Raw genomic sequence first — 21,329 nt, forward strand, 5'->3', positions numbered from 1 at the left:
ATTATGGATGCTCAATCAATTGTACACAACGTGTATCGACCTAGCGAAAACACCCTATTGGGTCTACCATAATATTCGCGGCGAAGACTGGAAGGCTGGTACGTCTTTCAAGTAGCCTGGGACCCTCTCTGGCAGAGGGTCTTACTCTACACTTCTGCATGCATAGGCTGTGCTGCCATCGTGACGGGCACTGCCGATAGACTATACTCGATGCGTACCGGTGAAGGAGTCGGGTCTCAGAACCCTTCGAGTACCCGGTCCCACGAGGACGCACTCCCTGGCGGGGTGCGTTTTTCTTTCATCTGAAGGAATGCTTCATGGTGTTCATGAGATTGCCCATTGGACAAACCGAGCACCAAAGCCTGGGCCGATAGAGCAAGGCGAAGGCCACAGAAAGTATGGTAGTCGAGAGCATCATGGAATAGAAGCGGTAGGAAAGATGAAGCAGCCATGCCGGCATCCCCAGCGTAAGCAATTGCGGCAAAGAAAAGAGCGGTATGACGATGAACAATCTGATGAACGGCATTGCCTCCATCTGGTGCAATGCGATCCTTGTCGTTGATCCGGCGATGAACAGGAGGTTCAGGGAAAAATACCAAAGCAAATACCGCTTTGTTTGGCCGGATGCAATGAAATGGGGACTTTTCCTCCAAGGACGGGGTTTCCCTACGGCTTCTGCCAGACTGGCTCGGGGACAGTACCGATGACACCAGGTCCTTTGCTTCGTAAAACCCAGCATCAAAAACGGAATGAGGATGCAGAAAATCGCCAGGTTTGCAAACAGGATCGAGACAAAACCCAACGCAAAATAGGCTAGGGTAAGGAGGAAGAGCGCCGGCAGCAGCCCTCTTCGTTCATGGTTCATTGTGCCACCCGTTCCATCCGCAGCACTCCCGGCATGCAATAGCGTGTACACTTTCCGCAGTTGATGCATTTTTTCCGGTCAACGGTAGGAGCTTTGAATCCCTTCTGTTTCAAAGCGCCGGTCGGACATGCACTTACCGATGGGCAGCGGTGATTCTGGGGACAACGATTCGTATAGAGTTTCAAGGTTTTCGGTACCGAATTATCTGTCTTTCCGGTCAGAAATCCAATGAGTGAAGCGAAATCAAAAGCCATGGGATGATTCTCCTTGTTGAGCGAACCATAGCGAAAAAGCCAAGCTCTGTCAAATGGTTGTTATTAGCAACAATTAATACGCGCAAACAACGACAGCGTTTTCACCCTTGCTTCATCTCCAAGCTTGGCGCTATAGTCTAGCAGAGTGGAGGACAACGTCTTGAAGAAACTGGTACTGGCAGAGAAACCAAGTGTAGGAAGGGAACTTGCCCGGGTATTGCAATGCTTTCGTCGTGAAACCGGCTTTATGGAAGGGGATCACTATATCGTAACCTGGGCGCTTGGACATTTGGTGGAATTGGCTGAACCGGCTGCCTACAGCGATCGATACAGACGATGGTCGCTTCGGGATCTTCCCATGCTGCCTCCTGTGCTGCAACAGGAAGTGATTGAGTCGAGCAAGGACCAGTATGCAATCATCAAGGGATTGCTCGAACGGACCGACCTTGAGTCGGTGATCATAGCGACCGATGCAGGACGGGAAGGGGAATTGGTCGCCCGTTGGATTCTCAAGCTTGCCGGATACCAAGGAAACGCCCAGCGACTCTGGATCAGCAGCCAGACCGAAGGTGCCATCAAGGAAGGGTTTGCCAATCTCAAGGATGCCCATTTGTATGACAACCTCTATAAGGCTGCCGAAAGCCGTGCCGCCGCCGACTGGTATGTAGGCATGAATGTCACCAGGGCGCTTACCTGTCATTATGATGCCAAGCTTTCGGCGGGAAGGGTGCAGACCCCCACGCTTGCCTTGATGACAAGACGGGAAGATGAGATTGAAGCCTTCAGCGGACTGTTCTACTGGACCTTGAAAGCAGATTTCGGTTCCTTCAGCGCATCCTATTATCCTGAAGAGGATTCCATCAGAATCACCGATGAGGCTACGGCCAAGCGTCTGGAAGCCGAGCTTGCAGGTGCGCAAGGCGTGGTGGCGAGTCTGGAGACGGAAGAGAAATTCGAACAGCCGCCTTTGGCATATGATCTTACCGAATTGCAGCGGGATGCAAACAATCTGCTGGATTTCAGTGCAAAGCAAACGCTGGATGTGTTGCAGAGCCTGTATGAACAGCACAAGATCGTCACCTACCCGCGGACCGACAGCCGCTATATAACCACTGATATCGTTGCCACGCTCCCCCAACGGTTGAAAAGCCTGTTCGGCACTCCGTTTGCCAGCTTGGCGCTTCGCTATGTCAAGGACGGCTTTAGGGTGGATGAAGAACGATTCGTGCAGGATCTACAGGTGACCGACCACCATGCGATCATCCCTACCGAACAAGCGGTGGATCTGAGTCGGCTGAACGCAGAACAACGGGCATTGTGGGAGTTGATCGTGGTTCGTTTTCTGGAAGTGCTCAGCCCGGATTACCGCTATCGCACCACCACGCTGAAAGCAGAGGTTGCCGGTTCACGTTTCAAAACCCGACTCACGCTGCCTGTCGAGCAAGGCTGGCGTGATGTCGCCCGCTTGGTCGGCAAGCGCAGCGCACAGACCAGCCTGAGTGATGAGGAGGAGACAAGTCCCGTTCTGCTGGCTCTTGCCAAAGGCGATCCACTACACATCGAATCGGTGAAGGTGCGTAGACTCGCTACGGTTGCACCCAGCCGATATACCGAAGCAACCTTGCTCTCCGCCATGGAACATGCCGGACGTTTCGTCGACGATGCCAAGCTGAAGAAACGGCTCTCCTCAGGCTTGGGTACTCCTGCAACCCGTGCGGATATTATTGAGAAATTACTGCAGAATCATTACATACAACGAGAAGGGAAGGAATTGGTACCGACTCCCAAGGGAAGAGAATTGGTGCGGCTCGCCCCGCAGGAATTGCAATCTCCCGAATTGACGGGTCTTTGGGAAGAACGGTTGGGTAATATTGCCGAAGGCAAGGAAGACGGAGAGCGTTTCATCAAGGACATCAAGGAAAATGCATCGAGCTTGGTCGATCAGGTGATCAAGAGCGGCGAATCGTTCTCTCCCCGTTTTCCCGATGCGAAGACCTGTCCTTACTGCAAAAGTCCGATGATGCGAGTCGTCGATGACATTGGGCAGAACCATTACCTCTGTCAGAGACTCTCCTGCTCCTATGAGGAAATGGAGATCAAAAAGCGCGTGCGTTCGAATAGTGCGACGCTGCCCCCGCAGAAAGTGGTGGTCAAAGCAAAGCCGGTAGCCGCCGATGGTACGAAAAAGCGGGTGGTATTGAAGAAAAAGGTGGATAAGAAGGAGCCTTTGGCCTCCTTCTCCCTCCCTGATGACGAACCTGCGCCATCCTATACCTGGGAAACCGTGATCGAGGTGGTACGGCCGAGCAAGCTCTCCTTCAGGAAGGAAACGCGGGAGCACAAGGATACAGGAGGGTGGAAGAGCCCGGTATCTGCAAACCATTTGGTGGATGAGAGTCCTATTGCGGGGGGAAGTTTCGCCGATTTCCTCAAAGCAAGTGAAGAACGGAAGAAACGGGATAGAGAGAAGAAGCATCGATAAAAATTCTCATTGTTTGTTATAATAAAAACATTCTGTTAAACTATGGACATGTTTGTAACTTTCTGCTACTCTGCTGGCAACAGAGGAGGCATGCATGCGTATAGCCGTTGTTGGATATGGAAAGATGGGCAAACTCATTCGTTCGGAAGCCTTGGTCAAAGGACATACCGTATCGGCTGTCATCGATCCTGTCGCACTTGATGCAGAAGTCACTGCCGCCAATGTGGATGCACAAAGTCTCGAGGGATGTGACGTCGCCATTGATTTCACCCATCCCTCGGTCGTAGTCGACCATATCATGCTGTATGCACGCCTTGGTATCCCGGCGGTTATCGGAACCACCGGTTGGTACGACCGATTGGCGCAGGTCGGAGAAGCGGTTGCAGACACCGACTGCGCAATTATTTACAGCGGCAACTATTCGTTGGGAGTTGCGCTCTTTCTGCAGGTGGTGAAACAGGCGGCCCGACTTTTTTCAAGAAGCGGCGTGTATGATCCTTTCTTGACCGAAATCCACCACGCACAGAAAGCCGACAGCCCGTCGGGGACCGCCTTGATGCTTGCCACTTCCGTGCTCGAGGCATTCGAAGGCAAGCATACCATCGTCGAGGAGACCCTGCATCAGAAGCGGGAAGAGGATGCCATTCATCTTGCTTCAGTTCGTGGAGGCTGGGTTCCCGGCACCCATACTGTGTATTTCGATAGTCCACAGGATACCATTGAACTGACCCATCGCGCTCGTTCACGCGAAGGGTTTGCCGTAGGGGCGGTACAGGCAGCGGCCTGGATTGCCAGTGGTCGGAAAGGGTTTTTCACCCTCGATGATCTGCTCAACGATGTATATTTGGCAGTGGAGAAGTAAGATGAGAGAAATCAGTTTCAAGGGAGTGCATACCGCGTTGATCACCCCGTTCACCAAGAAGGACAATCTGGATGAAGAGCGTCTTGAGGAAATCATCGAGGCCCAGATCAAAAGTGGTGTCGATGGGCTGGTGCCCTGTGGAACCACCGGAGAGAGTCCTACCCTCAGCCACGACGAGCATGACCGGGTCATCGCACTGACGGTGAAATTCGCCAATGGTCGGGTCCCGGTCATTGCAGGAACCGGTTCCAATGCCACCACAGAAGCCATCAGGCTTTCAAGGCATGCCCAACAGGTCGGTTCCGATGCCGTTTTGTTGGTCAACCCGTATTACAACAAACCTACCCAGAAAGGATTGTTCCTGCATTTCAAGGCGATCGCCGATAGTGTCGATATTCCCTGCATCCTGTACAATATCAAAGGGAGGACCGGGGTGAACATCGAGACGGAGACCGTGAAGGCGCTGACCGAAGCCTGTAGGAACATCGTTGGTGTGAAGGAAGCCAGCGGAAGTCTGGACCAGATGCGTTCTGTCATCGAGGCGACCCATGGAAAGTTCCATGTGCTCAGCGGGGATGACAACCTCTCGATTCCCCTGATCGAGTTGGGTGGGGACGGCGTCATTTCCGTTGCTTCCAACATGTGTCCGGCCTACATTTCCACCATGATTCATCATGCACTTGCCGGACGGATGGAAGAAGCCAAATCGATGGAAGCAAATCTCAGCGGATTCTTCAAGGCTTGCTTCTTGGAAACCAATCCGATCCCGATCAAGACGGCAATGGCTCGGTATGGATGGTGCGAGGAGTCATTCAGGCTTCCCATGTGCACCTTGGAGAATGAAGACAATCGAACCAAGCTCTATGCCGAGCTTGACAAACTGGAAACAGTAGGCGCCATCACAAGGAGATAACAGGTTCATGGCAACGATCAATACCAATTATCAAAAACTGGCCAGCGGGTACTTGTTCCCGGAAATCGCCCGCAGGACCGGTATCTGGCAGAAAAACCATCCGGGCATTCCCGTCCTGCGATTGGGGATCGGCAATACGACCGAGGCATTGCCCCCGGCGGTCTGCCTTGCAATGAAGCAGAAGATTGACGAGCTCTCCGATCGCAGTACCTATACCGGCTACGGTGACGAGCAGGGGGACACCTATCTTAGGGAAGCGTTGGTTGCCTATTACCAACGCTATAACGTTCAGTTGGAAAGCACGGAGTTTTTCGTCAGTGACGGGGCGAAGAGCGATGCAGCCAACATCCAGGATCTTTTCGGATCCGATAATGTCGTCGCCATCCAGGATCCTGCCTACCCTGTGTATGTCGACAGCAACGTGGTCGGAGGAAGAACGGGGTTGTTCAATCCCGAGCGGGGATGCTACGACGGGTTCGTATACCTGAGCAGTACTGAGGAAAATGGCTTCATTCCCGTCCCCCCGAGCGAGAAGGTCGACTTGATCTACCTGTGCAGCCCGAATAATCCTACCGGTTCGGTTGCCACCCACGCCCAGCTCAAGGCGTTCGTCGATTATGCATTGGAACACAAAAGCGTCATCATATTCGACAGTGCCTACAGTGAATACATCACCGAGGAAGGATATCCGCACAGTATCTACGAGGTGGAAGGGGCCAAGCGATGCGCTATTGAGATCAACAGCTTTTCCAAGTTCTCCGGCTTTACCGGCGTACGGTTGGGATGGACCATCGTTCCCAAGGAACTTGCCTGTGAGAACGCCGAATCCGGTGTATTGAATGCAATGTGGAATCGTCGGCAGTGCACGTTCTTCAACGGGGCAAGCAACATTGCCCAGCGGGGTGGCTATGCAGCCCTCGTCGGCGAGGGGTATGCGCAAAGCCGTGCCTTGGTCGCCTACTATCTGGAGAATGCAAGCATCATCAGGGAAGGTTTGAAGCGCGTAGGCCTGACCGTCTATGGAGGGGTGAACAGCCCCTACATTTGGGCGAAGACTCCGAATGGGATGAACAGTTGGGATTTCTTTGATCTCTTGCTTGAAAACTGTCATGTGGTGGTAACCCCGGGAAGCGGGTTCGGCCCTGCCGGCAATCAATTCGTCCGGGTTTCTTCCTACGGTCATCGGGAGCAGGTGGTACAGGCAATGAGACAGATAGAGGAGAACCTGAAACTATGAGTGAGAAGAATCTTCCCTTGGGGCATGGGGAAATGCTCGAGTTGGCCTATGAACTCGCAACCCCTTTTTATTTATACGATGAGAAGGCTATTGTTGAAGGAGCCAGGCAATTCAAGCGATTGTTTTCCTGGGCCCCGGGTTTCAAGAATTATTATGCGGTGAAAGCCTGCCCGAATCCGGTGATTCTCAAATTGCTCGGTCAGGAAGGCTTTGGAGCTGATTGTTCCTCTCTGCCCGAGCTATTGCTGAGCAAAGCAAGTGGAATCGTCGGGGAACAGATTATGTTCACCAGCAATGATACCCCAGCCGAGGAATTCAAGGCTGCCTATGAGATGGGGGCAATCATCAATTTGGATGACATCACCCATATCGATACCCTTGAAGAAGCCATCTCCGCCGTCCCCTCGACCATCTGCTTTCGGTATAATCCCGGACCGGAGCGGACCGGCAATGCGATCATCGGTAATCCGGTGGAAGCAAAATACGGGGTGACCTCCTCCCAGATCATTGACTGCTACAAGATCATGAAGGAAAAGGGTGTCAAGCATTTCGGATTGCATACCATGGTTGCTTCCAACGAGCTTGACGGTTCCTACATTGTGGAAACCGCCCGTATGTTGTTCGAGCTTTGTGTCCGTATCCAGAAGGAAGCAGGTGTACGGATCGAATTCATCGATATGGGCGGAGGCATCGGAATTCCCTATCGACCGGAACAAGAGGGCATGGATTTGGCCGAGGTAAGTCGGCGGATGAAGGACCTGTATGACCAGATTATCGTTCCAGCCTCGTTGGATCCCCTCAAGATTGTATTCGAATGTGGACGCATGATCACCGGACCTCACGGATATTTGGTGAGCAAGGTGCTGCATGTCAGCCATAAATACAAGGATTACGTCGGCTTGGATGCCTCGATGGCAAACCTGATGCGTCCCGCCCTGTACGGTGCCTATCACCATATCACCGTTCTGGGCAAGGATGCCTCCAAATCCGATCATCGCTATGATGTAACCGGGTCGTTGTGCGAAAACAATGACAAATTTGCAATTGACCGGGCATTGCCTGAGATACAGAAGGGAGACTTCCTGGTAATTCATGACGCAGGGGCCCACGGCCACAGCATGGGATTCAACTACAATGCCAAACTGCGCAGTGCCGAATATCTGTTGAAGCGTGACGGCTCGGTGGTCATGATCAGACGAGCACAAACCTATGATGATTATGTTTCCACCCTGCGCTTCGATGGAGCCCTGGTGGAGGTATGATGTTCACATTCCCGATTCGCGTCTATTACAGTGATACCGATTGCGGAGGGATCGTCTATCATGGGCGGTATCTCGATTTCGCCGAACATGCCCGTACGGAGATGCTCCGCGAAATTGCAAAAAGCCAAGATTTGGATGGATCGCAAACGTCCTTGATCGAGCGGATGCACCTTGCATTCGTGGTCAAATCCATAGCCGTCGATTATCAGATACCGGCCTTGTTGGACGACCTTCTGGAGGTTCGTACCGAGATCGAGAGTGCCAAACGGTTTTCGATCACCTTTCGTCAGACGGTGATTCGGTCCGAGCAGACACTTTGCGTACTTTTGGTACGGGTGGCATCGGTCAATACAGAAACGCATCGACCGATGCCCATGCCCGATTGGTTTGTACCTGCGTTCGATACCTATGCCCATCAGTAAGGCATCGTCACCAAAAGGGTGGAAGAGCCGAGGCTTCCCAATCGTTCGTGCGAAACGATGACATCGTACCGGTGTGTTCCTGCAGCGGGGATTGATGACAGGACAGCCGAGTCCTCGGCGACCAATTCCCCTTCACAATACCAATCGATCTTCAGATCCTCGACTGAAAGATCTGCGGGAAGATTGGTGGGTGTATAGGTCAGCTCCACATTCTGTCCGGCACCGGGATTTTCCGGGGAAGATGCGATCGTCCCCTCGATCGGCAGCATGGTGTCATTGATCAACAGGACGGAAAAAGTGGTCGAGAGATCACCGATGACCAAGTCGATGAGTCCGTCGCTCGTCGCCGTATCGATGATGCGTACCGCCTGGGCGGCTCCACTGACCAGGATTCCCTGGCTGTAAAGCTTGAGCTGCAACAGATAGGAACCCGATGCCAACTCAGCTTGTACGATGGTCGATCCGTTCACTGTATCCAAAACGGGAGAAGGCAGGACGATTGTATTGCCGCTTTGGTCCAACAGCGTGGCTTCGATGCTTACATCGGTACTGACCTGTTCGATGTTCCAGGTAATGGTGGCCTTCAGAGAACCGGTTCCGACCAAATCGGTCAAATGCAGGGTTGCCGAACTGGTCGCTTTCGACAGGAAGGCGGTCATGTCGCCGCTGGCGAGACAGATGTCTTGTGCATTGAATGCCTCTGCGTGCAAATTCCAACTTCCAATGCCCAGATTCCCGATTGAAATCGTCTCTTCACTGCTGTCGAGGGCAAAGCTTTGGTCGTTCGGTCCTTGTCCGGTGATATGATACCGGTCGATGGCCAACTCACTTGAAGAAAGCGTCAGACTTCTTGCCCGGACGAATTGATTTGAAGCGAGGTTGAGAACCAGTGTGGAACTTGAGGAGGAAGCCTCACTGTCACACGATGCACAGAGCATCATCAGAAGAAGCACGACAACGGACAAACGTAGATATTTCATATCGACTCCTATGTTGTAGATGCTGGATAAGACAAAATCTGCACCGGTTTGCTTCAAAACCCCCTTTGCTCGGACAGTCAGCTCGTCTATACTCTTGGGCAAGGAGAACCTGAGAGATGATCACCGTGCATACCCTGGATCTGGAACATACCCTTCCGTTGAGCTTGCAAGCACAATGGGGAGAATATGAGAATGTGGAGGCATCGCTTCGCCTCCGATGGGAGGCTCGGCATCTCAAACTCCGATTCACCGTACAGGAACCGCAACTTCGGCGCATGGTGACCGAACACAACGGCCATGTATGGGAAGACAGTTGTGTCGAGGCGTTTCTACAGCGAGAAGGGCAAAATACCTATGTAAATGTGGAATGCAGCGCCAGCACCAGACTCTTGGTCGGCAAAGGGGAAAACCGCTTGGGCCGGCAGCTCTTTCCCCCTTCCTTCATCGACACGATTCCGGTAGGGGTGGAAATTCTGGAAAATTCCAACAAGCAAAGCCGTTGGAGACTCGAAGTTGATCTTGATTTGGTCGCCTTGGGATTGGTCGAAGAGGCGGAGGAGTTGCCCGCTGTGTCGTTGCGCGGGAATTTCTATTGTTGCGGGGACAAACTGAAGCAACCCCATTATCTCAGTGCAGCTCCGATCGGAACGCTGAAGCCAGACTTCCACTGCCCGGCGTATTTTGTCCCGATCCGATTCCAATAGGCTTTTCAGATAGGTTCATCCCCAAAGTAGCGGAACTGAGCCGCGGCGGTTACCCTGAAAAATCCTAGTCGGGCTTCTTGGGGTTGAAGGCTGCCTCGCCACTGAGAATTTGATCGTCCAACAGACGGCTCAACGCCAGATGGGCCAACTGTTGGCCGAATATTGCCGTGATGGTGGGAAGGCTTCCCAGTACATTGCGTCTTCTTCCCCGGTCCACGATTTGTTCGTTGAAGTCCGCATGTTCCTCTTCCTCCGGTTTCCGGTAGGTGAACCGAACCAACTCGGGACTGAAGACAACCTCGATTCCCTTACCGACGCCGCGCTTTTTGAGATTGGATCTGACCTGTCTTGCCAAGGGGCACCCGTAGGTATCCATCAGATCGGCTTTCCGTACAAGAAAAGGATCACGGCGCAGCGCAGCGCCCATGCTGCTGATCACCGGTATGTTCCGTTTGTACGCTTCCTGCAGCAAAGCACATTTTGGGTTGAGCGAGTCGATGGCATCGATGACCAGGTCGACAGGACCTTCCAGGATTTGATCCAGTGTTTCCTGTTGTACAAACAAGGACAGTACCTCAAGATTGCATTCGGGATTGATTGAGAGCACCCGTTTGCGAGCGACTTCGGTCTTCAATGCTCCGAGTGTATCGTAGGTTGCGAGAATCTGCCGGTTGAGGTTGGTGATCCCCACGGTATCAAAATCCACGATTCTCAGGTTTCCGATGCCACTTCGTACGAGTGATTCCAGGCACATGCCGCCGACGGCACCCAACCCGACCAGTACGACCTTCTTGGTATGCAGACTCTGGACCGCATCCTCACCGAGCAAGCGGGTGATGCGCAAGAATTGTTCTGATCTCATCATTGTTCCTTATCAAAGCCTGCTCTGAGGCACCAGTGAGCAGGGCGAAATTCCTATACTGTTGTGTCAATACCGCCGTATACTGATGTTCATCGGCGCCGGTAAAATCGGTTTCCAATGCATAGGGGAGGGCCAACAGTTCTTTCCCTCTTCGAGCCAACCCTGCACCGAAGAGCGAGGGGCCGAAGGAGAGGATGATCCCCAGATCAGCTGCCCGCTTTGCACTTTCCCAGCTGAGTGTACACCCATGCCAGAGCAATTGCGGCAGGTGCGACCGCCTTGATTCCAGCAGGGAAAGCAACATTCCGTCGCTCTGGACGCAATGGAGGCTGACACTGCGTTTCAGCTTAAAGGCCAACGCAAGTACCTCGATCAGGAATGTTTGCTGTTCCTCCCGATTTCCCATCCGTTTGTCCAGGCCGACCTCAGCTATCTGTACATCGGCATGTTCAACCAGAAGTTCCTCCAGCAAGGGGAACACCGGCAGCAACTCCTTTCCCAGCACCCCGATCCCTTTGAGGCACGGCACCGGTAGGGAAAGCAGATGCTGCCATTCGCCTTGTGTACTGGTGGCATACAGGGCGTTTGTATGGATTGGTGCCGAGGAAGGCAGATGTCGATGTGCGTCAAACATACCCCATGGTACGGGAGAGAGCGTTGTACGGTCAAGTTAGAGCAGCAAAAGATAGGTGACTACGATGCTGGATAGGATGGGAATGATCATGCCGTTCTTTCGGTAGGCGATGCATGCTGCGCATAGGATGCCGGCAAGGCTTGCATACCATTTGTCCCCGTAGTCGAGGATGACACCGGGAAAAATCAAAGGACCGAGAGCCGCAATGGGAAGCAGACGCAGGCTTCTGGAAAGGAATCGGGGAAGCCGGTCGAGAAACGTCACGTAATAGGGGAGGGCGCGAACCAGAAAGGTAGCCAAGGCGCTGACCAAAATGGTGATGACCGGAGCAGTATTCTGGTTCATACCACCTCCTCAGCTTCACTGATGAACAGCGATCCCAGAAAGGATGTCAAAAGCATGGAGACGACGAACGACCAACCGACTGCCCAATCGAAGACAATGATGAACAGACTGTTCAAGGCAGCAGAGCTGCCGCTGATGGCAAGGACAGCGAACCCCTTCTGCCGGAATTCCTGGGAGAGCAGGGCGCTGAACATGGCGTACAGCGTCACGCCTACCGCCAGCTGCAACTCCGAGGGAAGGATCATCCCCACCAGGAAACCGACTGCGGTACCGCTCACCCAACCAAGATAGGCGGTCAACTCGAGCCCGGCCAGATACTGCTTGCTCAAGGGAGAGCGGTTCAACACCGCCACACTGAACACCTCATCGGTCGTACCATGGGCAAGCAACATGCGACGCCACCCGTGGATACCCTTCTCCCACTTGCGGCTCAGCTCGGCTCCCATGAACGAATACCGTAGGTTGATCAAGAGGACACTGACGAAAATCTCTGCCAGGATGGCAGACCCCTTCATGAGGTTTGCGGCCAGGAATTGTCCGCTTCCGGCAAAATTCGTCATGGAAAAAAGGACTGCTTCCCAAATGCGCAGCCCAAGATCCCTGCACACCAAGCCGAAGGCCATGGCTGTCGGGAAATACCCTACAAAGATGGGAAACCCTTCCTTGCAACCTTTAGCGAAGGTATATGGTACGGTTTGCTCTGATTCCATGTCGCTAGCGTATCCGTTTGGGTCCTTTCCTGCAAGGTGTTTGCTGTGATACACTGCAGATCTGATGGAGGGATGTATGGCTTTGTATCTTGCGAACACCGGATTGGAAGTCTTGCTCAAGGATGGTGCACTCGACCAAAAGAAATTGATGCATTGGTTCGGAGAGGCGGTGAAGATTCCGGTCCCGAATGGGGCTTACTATACGAAGGTGCTCGACAGCGGCCTCACCTTGATTTTCCGTACCGTTTCCAAGGAACAGGATCTGGAAATCGCGGGATTGGATATGCATATGAGCGGCAGATGCCTTTGGTCGGCGAAACCACTGGCGAAAGTAGGGCAGGGTGAAGCACTCTCTGTTACCTTGCTGTTGACCAATCCCTCGGAGAAAAGCGCATTCATTGCCACCTTGGTACATGCCGCCACCTTGGAGCAGATTGATGAGGATACCCTCCTTACGCTGCAGGTATGTGCATTTCCCCAAGCGATGGATGTCTTTGACAGCCGGCAAGCGTATGAGAATGCAACCGATCAACAAGGTAGGCTGGAGGATAAGAAGCTCTTGCCTTTCAATTACATCATGGCACGGGATGAGAGTCTGAGTGAGGAGCAACGCTCCCACTATGCAAAACAGGAAATGATGATGCTGCTCTGCGGGCCGGTACTCGGAGTCGCGGAACGAAGCCATGGGTTTGCCGATGCGAAATGCATGGTGGCTACCATTTCCACCGAGATGGGCCACCTTGACATCGTCTTCGCCTCCTCCCAACTCAAGGAGCCGCTGAAGAAGGGCTCCTACGTGGTGGCAAACTGTATGATCAGTGCGGACGTACTGGCCTAGAACCGTTTCACCCAGGCATGGCAGTACGGCTGGCTGCCTTTTTTCTCGTAATAATCCTGGTGGTATTCCTCAGCCGGATAGAACACCGCCGCAGGTCGGATTTGGGTGGCGATCTGCAGACCTTTGGCCTCCAGAATTCCGATAAGTTTGACGGCAACGTCAAATTCATGCCGGTTTCTGTAGAATACCGCCGAAAGGTATTGGTTTCCGATATCCGGTCCCTGCCCGTCGGTTTGGGTGGGGTCGTGGATTTCAAAGAAATATTTGGCCAGCTCCTCGTAGGAGATCACCAGGGGGTTGTACAACACCCGAACCGCCTCCAAGTGCCCGGTCCTGTGGCTTTTTACCGCTTCATAGCTTGGATTTTCGGTGGTCCCGCCGGTATATCCGGATACAGCCGAATATACCCCTTCCTTCCTGGCGAACAGGTGTTCGACACCCCAGAAACAGCCTCCCGCAAAAACCGCCTCGGACACCGGTTCCCCGTTTTGAAAAACCAAGGACAGGGAATTGACGCAATGTCTGGTGTTCGTATCGGTGAAGTGTTCTCCGGTAAATACATGCCCCAGGTGTGCAGAGCAGGTGGCACAGAGAATTTCCGTCCTCCTCCCATCGGCATCAACCTGCCGCTCTACGGCAAAAGGCAACTCTTCGTCGAAGGACGGCCAGCCGCAATCGGACTGGAATTTGCTGGATGAATAGTACAATGGGGCATTGCACCATTTGCAGTAATACGTCCCCTGTTCGGAGAAATCGGTATAGGCACCGGTGAACGGTCGTTCGGTGTCCTTGGAAATGATGATCCGCCGCTCCGCTTCGTTCAGGTTGTTCCTAAGGGAAGGATCGAGGGCTTGGAATGTGAAACGCCGGGTATTGGATGGTTGCATAGGAACCTCTTGCATTGATGAATGTTTCTGTCTGCCCGTCGTGATGAAGAACACCACGATGATACAGAGTATAATGAGTCCGATGACAATGAATCGAGTCATGTCGTCACTGTAGCATGAATCTACCGAATTCTGAAGCGTATCGCCGGGACCTTCTTCTGGTAGTCCTGATACGCTGGATACTTGGTCCGTGTGATCCCCTCGGTGAACGCAGTGGAACCAAGGAAGAGCAGGGTAAGGAGCAACGGGCCGACAAGATAGGGATTAAGAAAGGTTTGGCTGAAACTGCTGCAGTACAGATAGATCGACCACCAGACACCCAATTCCCCGAAATAGTTGGGATGTCGACTGTATCTGAATAACCCGGAACTTCTGAATCCTTGTGCATACTCAGCTTCGCGCTCGCTCTGTCTCGGCCGAAGATGATACTTCGCCTGTTGGAACGTATACTGCTGTTGGTCGGCTATTGTTTCAATGCCCAGGAACACAAAGAAGAGCAGGATCGCCAGATACGAAAGAAAAGAGAATTCAGGTCTGGAAGGCTGGATGAGCAGGTTCAACGGACCGGTGAAGGCGATGAACAGAAACTGTTGATAACAAGCAATGAAGAGTAGATTGAACAGCATCCAAAGCACAGGGTGGGAAATGCGTGCATGCAGGATGGACCATCGGTAGTCCTCCTCTCCTGAATACCCGCCTCTTCTGGCAAAGTTGAAGGTAAGTCTGGCACCCCACAGGGTGATCAACAGCGCAGCAGTCAACAGCGGGACACTGAAACCTGCCCAACGGGCATACAACCAGCCATAGACTATCGGCAGGGTACTCCAGAGACGATCCGTCCAGGAATAATCGTCGGTTGCCAGGGAAAAGAAAAAACTGAGGAAGGCTGTACCGACGGTGATCGCGATGACCAGCTTAAGCGTTGAATCGAAGTTCACCGGGCCGAAAACCACCGCCCCAACATACACAAGGATCATGATGAAAAACAGAATGATTGTTTTTGTTGTTACGTGCATGGTCCGATTATACCAAAGCGTATCGTGAGCGCTCAAGTAAAACCTATAGCTCTGAGAGCAAATACCGTGCGTCTCCGCTTTGGATGAGCCGGGCAAGCGCCAAGGACGTCTGGACCAATCCATAACAGAAAAAAATTACATGCAGGGCTGCAATGCTTTGGATCATGATGCATTGAATGACAATCCAAAAGGTCAGAATAAGTCCCCACAGAAGGCTTACCACCAGTCCGAATATCTCGAACTTGTACAGGCAGAACGCTGCGAAGAGGTTTCCGATTCCCAGAACGCCGAAGAGAAACAAACCCGGGAGAAAATAGGACGTAAAGGGGGAATGCTCGAGCAGGGCCAGCGGGGCACCCAAAGGAGCATAGGGATTGGTCAGGCAGGCGAAACCACCCGCCATCGCTCCGATGCCCACAAACAGATGCAATGCGATGCCTGTTCGCCTCAGCCGATTCACGGATTCCCTGCCTTGTGGAGTGCATCCTCGATTGCCTTGAGGATCACCTTGCTGCTGTACGTCGCTCCGCTTATGGCGTCGACGTCCAGATTCTGCGCTTTCAGTACCGAACCGATGATCGTCTCGGCAGCCGAACCTTGGCCGTTGCGATGCTCGAGCAACACAAGGTTGGCTATGGATCCATCCTTGATGGCAAGCGATACCTTTGCTTTCACCGGAAAGGTTTGGTAGGTGCCTTCATACGTACCGTTGCGTAGAGATGCGGTTACGATGGGCGCATAGGACAGATCCTTCAAGTGGTCAAGGTTGCGTTGGATGTGTTTGAAGGCAAGAACAGCCAGTGCAACAAGCATAACGAGCAAGGCGAGAATGATGAGCAAAACCGTAGCAGTCCGTGACATAGTATGTTTTTCCTCCTGCGTCAGCATACAACTGAAAGTGCTTGGCGAGAAGAGTTCGAGTCATGGAAAAGAAGAAACCGGCAGGAAATGCCTGCCGGTTTGGGTGCATGGTATGCAAATCAGTTCCGAAGGTCAGTCAATTCGGTCATGCCTTTGGTCAGGAGATTGATGTCCATCATACTCATGCGGAAGGTAAGATTGCGGTCGCTCCATTTGCGGATCAACTCCTTGCCGGCATGGAATGCAAAGATCTTATGGTATTTCTGTGCTGCTGCAGCGACTTTCTCGATTGCAGCATCCATGCTCGGGTGGTTGAACTGCCCGCTGACTCCCAGGGAGTTGGACAAGTCGGCCGGTCCGATCAAAAGTACGTCGATGCCGGGAACCTTCGCGATTTCCTCGATGTTGTCGATTGCTTCCTTCAGCTCGATCTGGGCAATGGCAAGCACCTTCTTGTTTTCCTCGGCCATATAGGCCTCGGGATTCTTGGACGCATCCAGATATGCCGTGTGTGCTCCGCTTCCTCCGAAGCCTCGTTTGCCCAACGGTGCATATTTCGCCCAATCGGCAAGCTTCTGTGCTTCCTCTCCGTTATGGATCATGGGAACCATGACTCCGGTAACCCCGCAATCCAGAGCTCTGCTCACATTGCCTTTGGAGAGCTCGGGGACTCTGACGAAGCATTCGATTCCCTTGCTTCGGGCAAGGGAGGATGCATCACTGAGTGTTTCGAAATTGAAAGCACCATGCTCCATGTCGAACATGACAAAATCCAATCCCGCATTTGCAGCGATCAGGACGATTGCGGGGTTCCGAATCATTCGTATCATGGTTCCAACTGCAATGTTTCCTTCTCGTAAATCCTTTACTGTCATATCGTTTCCTTCTTCTCTGAACCCAACACCGCGTTGCGTTCATTTTGTAGTTGTGAAAGCCGTTCTTTCCGCTTATCGATGAATCGTCTGATGCACGAGAGCACCCATTCCGGGCTTAGGTGCGCCTCATCCAAAACCTCGTCCAAGGTGCCGCCGGTTCTCCACCGGTCATCCCAATCACTGCTGAGGCAGTACTCCTGGGCAAGCGTGTTGAAACTCCAATCGGAGAACAACCGCTTCGCCTGGGTAGTAATGAAGGTGGAATCGATTCTGTCCCGGTCGTCTACGATGGTCTGTTGGTATTCCTTGCTCTGTCGCCAGAACAATTCTGTGCTGGTGACGCATACGATCTTACAGTGCAAGTGCTCCTGTTCCAAGGTCTGCAACAAGGAAAGTATACTATGGACGGCACTGGTGCCTTGTACATAGAAGGTTCCTTTGCTTTGCTCTGGATCGCAAGATCTGAGGATGTATGCTCCCTTTTCAGCTTCGAAGAACGAGGGGATGTGCAATGCGGTGCGGTCGGGTATCGGATATTCGGGACGCGTCACATGGAGGCTGATGATAGGAACCTCGGTCTTGAATGCAGCTGCAAGCAGAACCGGCACCTCATTGTAATCCCATGGATGCAGGTTGATGACCTGTCCTTTGGGAAACAATTGATGGACCCCGACGGAGAAGATGCCGAAATGGGTCCGACTGTCATCCGCCGTCTCCGGTCCGGAATGTGCACCCACCCAAAGAATTTTTCCGGTCCTGATATCGGTATCCTGCGCGTATTGGCTGTATAGGCGCATCGGTCCATAGAGCAAATAGGAGAACGAGGCATAGGTGGAGACCGCCGTGTAGAATCCATCATAGTCGGTTTTTGGCGTTTTGCTGAGATTCAGGCTGGATACCGCACACATCATTGCCGCATTCGAGAATTCGGTGATCTCAGTCGGTGCCATCACCCCTTCCTCGGTTCCGACTCTACGGTACCAGCCGTAGCCTTCAGAGCCTTCCCATCCTGATGCAAAACCCCAGAGGTTGGTGGACGAGCTGAGGTCGGCCGAGGCTGCAAGGAACAACGGTCGGTTGTACCACGCACGGCCCATCGAGTTGAGGTAGGAACCCCATGCTCCCATAGCAGCACGGTTCGCCTTTTTTTCACCGGGCTTCGCCCACAGAGAATCGGGGTAGGTGTGGGCATCCCAGAACCGTTGGTCGGCAAATGGGCTTGCGTCGTTCTCCAGACGATATCCCTCCACTTCCTCTGGAACTGAATCCCCGATCTCCACGAGACGATCCGCCAGATACTGGTAGAGTTCCTTGTCGTTTCTTAGGACATCGGCAACCGCTTTCAGATTTGCTCTGAACTCAACTTGCTCAGCTTCCTTGTCTAGCGGTGCAGGTCCGTCGACATTCACGAACCGGGCTTGATAGGTGGACGCAAATTGTTTCCTACCTTCCCAATAGGCAGCACTGTTCTTGGGATGGGGGGATCCATGCGAAGCTGCATCATATTTGCCGTAACCTCTGCCTTTGCGGGTCTTGAACCATCCCATCGACGGTGATTGATTCTCTGGTTCGTGGGTCGTCAGGTCGGCGAGGACAGCTGTCACCGAAGGAAAATCAGAACCGTTTTCCGTTCCTTTCACCCGCCAGTTTCGGCTCAGGAACCAAGATTGGGGATCAGCAGGAACCACATCACTGGTCCTGTGTCCGTCAATTCCGTAATCATTCCAATCGATGAGGAAACAGAGGTTGTCCAATCCCAGACCCCATGCGGTATTCATGGTCTCATGGGTGGATCCCGGGGTAAGGCCGCCTTCTCCTTCAAAGAGGAAAACTTTCACCTCGCTTGCACCGGCACGCTTGAGGGCGAAAGCCAAACCGGCTGCGGCGGGAGTGCCATGACCTGAAGGTCCGGTATTCGCCTTGAGAAACGAAGTCTTCCCATGGGCTTCTGCGTGACCGCTCAAACCTCCTCGATGTCGGAATCCCAAAAGATCCTCCCAGGTCAATGCACGATGCTCGGCGTCCTTGACCAGATATTTGCTGTCACCACTCGCTTCATAGGCAAGCCTGAGGGCTTCATTGAAGACCGCCAAGGTTGCGTAGACAAGCGGGATGGTGTGCCCGCAACCCAGGATGAACTTATCAGCAAACCGTTTGTCCGTGTCCCTGATGTCCCAACGCATCGCCTTGCTCAGCAAGAGGCTGATGAGCATATGCACTTTTGAGCGGGACCCTCCCGGGTGGCCGCTTTGTCGATAGTTGAGCGGTATGTCGATGAATTGGTCGACCAAATCGGCAATCTTGTTCCAGTAGGCGAGTTCCTTTGGTTCCAAGACGGTGAGAGTTCTCATGGATGGCTCCTTTTCAAGCGGATCTGTGTTGCCTATGCAACGTTCGGATGGTGGAGTACAGGACAATGATGATGGTAAGTATCAGGATAAAACCACTGATCGGTTCGGTAAAGAAGGGGAGGAAGCTTCCTTGGCTGCGCATCAAACCCCGTCTCAGTTCCGTCTCGATGATGGGACCGAGGATGAAGCCCAGAAGCAATGGGGTGGAAGGAACGGAGAATTTCTTCAGGATGTACCCGAGGATACCGAAGAAAAGCATCGTCCAGACATCGAACATGCGGTTATTCAATCCGTACGATCCAAAGACGCACAGGGTCAGGACAATCGGCAGCAGGATGTGTTTGGGAACGGCTAGAATTCTGACGAACAGACGCATCCCCCCAAACTCGCTGATCAGCATGAACAGGTTCGCAATCAAGAGTGCGGTAAAAATGCCGTATACCAAGACTCCGTTGTTTTCAAACAACAGGGGACCCGGGGTAATGCCGTGGATCATGAACCCGGCAAGGAGGATTGCCGTTGTATTGTCCCCCGGGATTCCCAACGTCATCAAGGGAACCAACGCTCCGCCGGTGGATGCGTTGTTGGCCGTTTCCGAGGCAGCCAACCCTTCAATCGAACCGTTTCCAAACAATTCAGGGGTCTTGGATTGGTTTTTGGCCACTCCGTAGGAAACCACGCTGCAGATTGCTCCCCCCAAGCCGGGAAGTATACCGATTCCCGTCCCGATCAAAGCTGATCGCAGGAAATTCAGCTTTTGACTGAAAAACTCTGAACGAGAGAACCCAAACCCCTTGATGCGGGGTGCCTTGAGATGTTCCAGCTGCTGATATGGCGTTTCTGATGCCTCGAACAGCTGGGAAACTGCGAACAATCCGATCAATGCCGGAAGCAGACTGATGCCTCCGTTCAGGGCACGTATGCCGAAGGTGAACCGGGGAAATGCTGTAATCGGTGCCATGCCGACGAACGTGAAGGTAAAACCGAGCAAGGCACTGAAAATTCCTTTTGCCAATGATTTCCCCGACATGGTGGAGACCAAGGTAAGACTGAATACTCCGATGGAAAAATACTCATAGGAACCGAAATTCAGGGCGACTTCTGCAACCAAGGGGGAAATGAAATACAGCACCAGGAGGCTGAACATCCCACCGAGGAATGAGAAGACGATGCCTATTCCCAAAGCCTTGCCGGCTTGTCCATTCTGAGCCAAGGGGCATCCGTCGAAGCAGGTGCAGATGGAAGCGGGGGTCCCAGGTATATTGAGTAGGATTGCGCTGATCAATCCTCCACTGGTTCCCCCGATATACAGGCCCATCAGCAAGGAGAGCCCGTCTATCGGTGCCATACTGAAGGTTACGGGAAGAAACAGTGCAACTCCCATGGTTACCGTGATGCCGGGAATGGAGCCGAATAAGATGCCCAATACGGTTGCTCCGAAAATCAAGAGGATCGTATGCAGACTGAAAACGGAAAGAATACCTTCGATGATCATGCTGTTTTTCCTTTATCCGAGCAACCCTGCCGGGATCATGACGCCGAACACCTTCACGAACAGAAGGTAGGTGACTGTTGCGCTGATGACGCTGAGCAATGCGTATTGCAGGTAGTGCTGGGTCTGCCCTTTGTGAAGCAAACGTATTTGCAAGAATATATAGAGCGTCGACGCAATGATGTATCCGAGGCTGCTGATCGCCGCAAGATATACAATAAGCAGGAACATGGAAAGCAAAACGGCAGGGGTGTTGCAGTTCTGCTTTGTTTTGGGTTGTTCCGTGTTGCTCTTGGCGAAGGCTTGCAACAAGAATACGAGCGAAAGGATGATGAATCCAAAACCGGCGATACGTGGAAAGAATTTTGCCCCCACTCCAATGGCCGCGAAATCTTTGATCTGAAAAGTCAGGAGAAACAGGACAAGACCGAACAGGAAGCTGAACACTCCCAGGCCCATCAATTTTTTGTTCATGAG

Annotated in this window: 23 protein-coding genes; 8 read left to right on the top strand and 15 right to left on the bottom strand. The window is 52.8% G+C overall.

Going from position 1 to position 21,329, the window contains the following annotated elements; translation table 11 throughout:
- Window positions 1–298 precede the first annotated feature (298 nt).
- On the bottom strand, window positions 299–865 hold the full coding sequence (locus tag AB7C91_RS10495; protein ID WP_332446204.1) for a 4Fe-4S binding protein: 567 nt from the start codon (window positions 863–865) through the stop codon (window positions 299–301).
- Window positions 862–1,119: a 4Fe-4S ferredoxin gene (locus tag AB7C91_RS10500; RefSeq protein WP_332446203.1), complete on the bottom strand. Its 258-nt coding sequence runs from the start codon at window positions 1,117–1,119 to the stop codon at window positions 862–864. The genes AB7C91_RS10495 and AB7C91_RS10500 overlap by 4 nt, the downstream gene beginning before the upstream one ends.
- Before the next feature lie 160 nt (window positions 1,120–1,279).
- Here AB7C91_RS10500 and AB7C91_RS10505 point away from each other — a divergent pair, with 160 nt between their 5' ends.
- From AB7C91_RS10505 to AB7C91_RS10530, 6 genes are all read left to right on the top strand, one after another.
- On the top strand, window positions 1,280–3,601 hold the full coding sequence (locus tag AB7C91_RS10505; RefSeq protein WP_332446202.1) for a DNA topoisomerase 3: 2,322 nt from the start codon (window positions 1,280–1,282) through the stop codon (window positions 3,599–3,601).
- A gap of 94 nt (window positions 3,602–3,695) precedes the next feature.
- Window positions 3,696–4,463, top strand: coding sequence for a 4-hydroxy-tetrahydrodipicolinate reductase (gene dapB, locus AB7C91_RS10510; RefSeq protein ID WP_428591236.1), 768 nt, complete (start codon window positions 3,696–3,698; stop codon window positions 4,461–4,463).
- Between the two features lies 1 nt (window position 4,464).
- Window positions 4,465–5,376 (top strand): 4-hydroxy-tetrahydrodipicolinate synthase, encoded by a 912-nt coding sequence (gene dapA / locus AB7C91_RS10515; RefSeq protein ID WP_332446200.1) that lies wholly within the window; start codon window positions 4,465–4,467, stop codon window positions 5,374–5,376.
- A 7-nt stretch (window positions 5,377–5,383) separates the two neighbouring features.
- Window positions 5,384–6,613: an LL-diaminopimelate aminotransferase gene (locus AB7C91_RS10520; protein WP_332446199.1), complete on the top strand. Its 1,230-nt coding sequence runs from the start codon at window positions 5,384–5,386 to the stop codon at window positions 6,611–6,613.
- A complete protein-coding gene (locus AB7C91_RS10525; protein ID WP_428591241.1) occupies window positions 6,610–7,875 on the top strand; it encodes a diaminopimelate decarboxylase family protein in 1,266 nt (421 codons plus the stop codon). Before AB7C91_RS10520 ends, AB7C91_RS10525 begins: the two co-directional genes overlap by 4 nt.
- Entirely contained in the window at window positions 7,872–8,297 is a 426-nt protein-coding gene (locus AB7C91_RS10530) for a YbgC/FadM family acyl-CoA thioesterase (protein WP_332446197.1), read from the top strand. Before AB7C91_RS10525 ends, AB7C91_RS10530 begins: the two co-directional genes overlap by 4 nt.
- Here the strand turns inward: AB7C91_RS10530 and AB7C91_RS10535 are convergent.
- Window positions 8,291–9,277 carry a hypothetical protein gene (locus tag AB7C91_RS10535; RefSeq protein WP_428591244.1) on the bottom strand — a complete coding sequence of 329 codons (987 nt, stop codon included), beginning with the start codon at window positions 9,275–9,277 and terminating at the stop codon, window positions 8,291–8,293. The genes AB7C91_RS10530 and AB7C91_RS10535 overlap by 7 nt on opposite strands.
- Before the next feature lie 116 nt (window positions 9,278–9,393).
- Here AB7C91_RS10535 and AB7C91_RS10540 point away from each other — a divergent pair, with 116 nt between their 5' ends.
- On the top strand, window positions 9,394–9,981 hold the full coding sequence (locus AB7C91_RS10540) for a carbohydrate-binding family 9-like protein (protein ID WP_332446195.1): 588 nt from the start codon (window positions 9,394–9,396) through the stop codon (window positions 9,979–9,981).
- A gap of 64 nt (window positions 9,982–10,045) precedes the next feature.
- Here AB7C91_RS10540 and AB7C91_RS10545 read toward each other — a convergent pair whose 3' ends face one another.
- The 4 genes from AB7C91_RS10545 to AB7C91_RS10560 are packed head-to-tail and all read right to left on the bottom strand — an operon-like array spanning window position 10,046 to window position 12,532.
- Window positions 10,046–10,843, bottom strand: coding sequence for a tRNA threonylcarbamoyladenosine dehydratase (locus AB7C91_RS10545; protein WP_428591247.1), 798 nt, complete (start codon window positions 10,841–10,843; stop codon window positions 10,046–10,048).
- Window positions 10,800–11,477 carry a TatD family hydrolase gene (locus AB7C91_RS10550; RefSeq protein ID WP_332446193.1) on the bottom strand — a complete coding sequence of 226 codons (678 nt, stop codon included), beginning with the start codon at window positions 11,475–11,477 and terminating at the stop codon, window positions 10,800–10,802. The genes AB7C91_RS10545 and AB7C91_RS10550 overlap by 44 nt, the downstream gene beginning before the upstream one ends.
- A 36-nt stretch (window positions 11,478–11,513) precedes the next feature.
- Complete coding sequence (locus AB7C91_RS10555) at window positions 11,514–11,822, bottom strand: AzlD domain-containing protein (protein ID WP_332446192.1); 309 nt, start codon at window positions 11,820–11,822, stop codon at window positions 11,514–11,516.
- On the bottom strand, window positions 11,819–12,532 hold the full coding sequence (locus AB7C91_RS10560; RefSeq protein WP_428591252.1) for an AzlC family ABC transporter permease: 714 nt from the start codon (window positions 12,530–12,532) through the stop codon (window positions 11,819–11,821). The genes AB7C91_RS10555 and AB7C91_RS10560 overlap by 4 nt, the downstream gene beginning before the upstream one ends.
- A 76-nt stretch (window positions 12,533–12,608) precedes the next feature.
- Here AB7C91_RS10560 and AB7C91_RS10565 point away from each other — a divergent pair, with 76 nt between their 5' ends.
- Window positions 12,609–13,370 (top strand): hypothetical protein, encoded by a 762-nt coding sequence (locus tag AB7C91_RS10565; protein WP_332446190.1) that lies wholly within the window; start codon window positions 12,609–12,611, stop codon window positions 13,368–13,370.
- Here the strand turns inward: AB7C91_RS10565 and AB7C91_RS10570 are convergent.
- From AB7C91_RS10570 to AB7C91_RS10605, 8 genes are all read right to left on the bottom strand, one after another.
- Window positions 13,367–14,359, bottom strand: a complete 993-nt coding sequence (locus AB7C91_RS10570) for a bifunctional methionine sulfoxide reductase B/A protein (RefSeq protein ID WP_428591255.1) — start codon at window positions 14,357–14,359, stop codon at window positions 13,367–13,369. The two genes, AB7C91_RS10565 and AB7C91_RS10570, sit on opposite strands and share 4 nt — an antisense overlap.
- Window positions 14,360–14,379: 20 nt before the next feature.
- Complete coding sequence (locus AB7C91_RS10575; RefSeq protein ID WP_332446188.1) at window positions 14,380–15,273, bottom strand: DUF1295 domain-containing protein; 894 nt, start codon at window positions 15,271–15,273, stop codon at window positions 14,380–14,382.
- Window positions 15,274–15,316: 43 nt separating this feature from the next.
- Window positions 15,317–15,733 carry a hypothetical protein gene (locus AB7C91_RS10580; protein ID WP_332446187.1) on the bottom strand — a complete coding sequence of 139 codons (417 nt, stop codon included), beginning with the start codon at window positions 15,731–15,733 and terminating at the stop codon, window positions 15,317–15,319.
- Window positions 15,730–16,134 carry an FMN-binding protein gene (locus AB7C91_RS10585; protein ID WP_332446186.1) on the bottom strand — a complete coding sequence of 135 codons (405 nt, stop codon included), beginning with the start codon at window positions 16,132–16,134 and terminating at the stop codon, window positions 15,730–15,732. Before AB7C91_RS10585 ends, AB7C91_RS10580 begins: the two co-directional genes overlap by 4 nt.
- A 119-nt stretch (window positions 16,135–16,253) precedes the next feature.
- A complete protein-coding gene (locus tag AB7C91_RS10590; RefSeq protein ID WP_332446185.1) occupies window positions 16,254–16,964 on the bottom strand; it encodes an HpcH/HpaI aldolase family protein in 711 nt (236 codons plus the stop codon).
- A 41-nt stretch (window positions 16,965–17,005) separates the two neighbouring features.
- The gene (locus AB7C91_RS10595; protein WP_332446184.1) at window positions 17,006–19,360 is read right to left on the bottom strand and encodes a transketolase-like TK C-terminal-containing protein; all 2,355 of its coding nucleotides are present in this window, start codon (window positions 19,358–19,360) and stop codon (window positions 17,006–17,008) included.
- Window positions 19,361–19,373: 13 nt separating this feature from the next.
- Entirely contained in the window at window positions 19,374–20,855 is a 1,482-nt protein-coding gene (locus tag AB7C91_RS10600; RefSeq protein ID WP_428591262.1) for a tripartite tricarboxylate transporter permease, read from the bottom strand.
- Between the two features lie 12 nt (window positions 20,856–20,867).
- Window positions 20,868–21,326 carry a tripartite tricarboxylate transporter TctB family protein gene (locus AB7C91_RS10605; RefSeq protein ID WP_428591265.1) on the bottom strand — a complete coding sequence of 153 codons (459 nt, stop codon included), beginning with the start codon at window positions 21,324–21,326 and terminating at the stop codon, window positions 20,868–20,870.
- Window positions 21,327–21,329: the final 3 nt, after the last annotated feature.

Origin of the sequence: Sphaerochaeta sp. (assembly GCF_050256055.1) — a bacterium.
GTDB lineage: Bacteria > Spirochaetota > Spirochaetia > Sphaerochaetales > Sphaerochaetaceae > Sphaerochaeta.

Excerpts from the sequence above, each read along its gene's own strand:
- AB7C91_RS10525 (WP_428591241.1), top strand. The coding sequence starts at position 6,610 with ATGAGTGAGAAGAATCTTCCCTTGGGGCATGGGGAAATGCTCGAGTTG.
- AB7C91_RS10545 (WP_428591247.1), bottom strand. The coding sequence starts at position 10,843 with ATGAGATCAGAACAATTCTTGCGCATCACCCGCTTGCTCGGTGAGGAT.
- dapA (WP_332446200.1), top strand. The coding sequence starts at position 4,465 with ATGAGAGAAATCAGTTTCAAGGGAGTGCATACCGCGTTGATCACCCCG.
- AB7C91_RS10530 (WP_332446197.1), top strand. The coding sequence starts at position 7,872 with ATGATGTTCACATTCCCGATTCGCGTCTATTACAGTGATACCGATTGC.
- dapB (WP_428591236.1), top strand. The coding sequence starts at position 3,696 with ATGCGTATAGCCGTTGTTGGATATGGAAAGATGGGCAAACTCATTCGT.
- AB7C91_RS10520 (WP_332446199.1), top strand. The coding sequence starts at position 5,384 with ATGGCAACGATCAATACCAATTATCAAAAACTGGCCAGCGGGTACTTG.
- AB7C91_RS10575 (WP_332446188.1), bottom strand. The coding sequence starts at position 15,273 with ATGCACGTAACAACAAAAACAATCATTCTGTTTTTCATCATGATCCTT.
- AB7C91_RS10540 (WP_332446195.1), top strand. The coding sequence starts at position 9,394 with ATGATCACCGTGCATACCCTGGATCTGGAACATACCCTTCCGTTGAGC.
- AB7C91_RS10560 (WP_428591252.1), bottom strand. The coding sequence starts at position 12,532 with ATGGAATCAGAGCAAACCGTACCATATACCTTCGCTAAAGGTTGCAAG.
- AB7C91_RS10535 (WP_428591244.1), bottom strand. The coding sequence starts at position 9,277 with ATGAAATATCTACGTTTGTCCGTTGTCGTGCTTCTTCTGATGATGCTC.
- AB7C91_RS10605 (WP_428591265.1), bottom strand. The coding sequence starts at position 21,326 with ATGAACAAAAAATTGATGGGCCTGGGAGTGTTCAGCTTCCTGTTCGGT.
- AB7C91_RS10570 (WP_428591255.1), bottom strand. The coding sequence starts at position 14,359 with ATGACTCGATTCATTGTCATCGGACTCATTATACTCTGTATCATCGTG.
- AB7C91_RS10500 (WP_332446203.1), bottom strand. The coding sequence starts at position 1,119 with ATGGCTTTTGATTTCGCTTCACTCATTGGATTTCTGACCGGAAAGACA.
- AB7C91_RS10565 (WP_332446190.1), top strand. The coding sequence starts at position 12,609 with ATGGCTTTGTATCTTGCGAACACCGGATTGGAAGTCTTGCTCAAGGAT.
- AB7C91_RS10600 (WP_428591262.1), bottom strand. The coding sequence starts at position 20,855 with ATGATCATCGAAGGTATTCTTTCCGTTTTCAGTCTGCATACGATCCTC.
- AB7C91_RS10555 (WP_332446192.1), bottom strand. The coding sequence starts at position 11,822 with ATGAACCAGAATACTGCTCCGGTCATCACCATTTTGGTCAGCGCCTTG.
- AB7C91_RS10495 (WP_332446204.1), bottom strand. The coding sequence starts at position 865 with ATGAACCATGAACGAAGAGGGCTGCTGCCGGCGCTCTTCCTCCTTACC.
- AB7C91_RS10590 (WP_332446185.1), bottom strand. The coding sequence starts at position 16,964 with ATGATACGAATGATTCGGAACCCCGCAATCGTCCTGATCGCTGCAAAT.
- AB7C91_RS10585 (WP_332446186.1), bottom strand. The coding sequence starts at position 16,134 with ATGTCACGGACTGCTACGGTTTTGCTCATCATTCTCGCCTTGCTCGTT.
- AB7C91_RS10550 (WP_332446193.1), bottom strand. The coding sequence starts at position 11,477 with ATGTTTGACGCACATCGACATCTGCCTTCCTCGGCACCAATCCATACA.
- AB7C91_RS10595 (WP_332446184.1), bottom strand. The coding sequence starts at position 19,360 with ATGAGAACTCTCACCGTCTTGGAACCAAAGGAACTCGCCTACTGGAAC.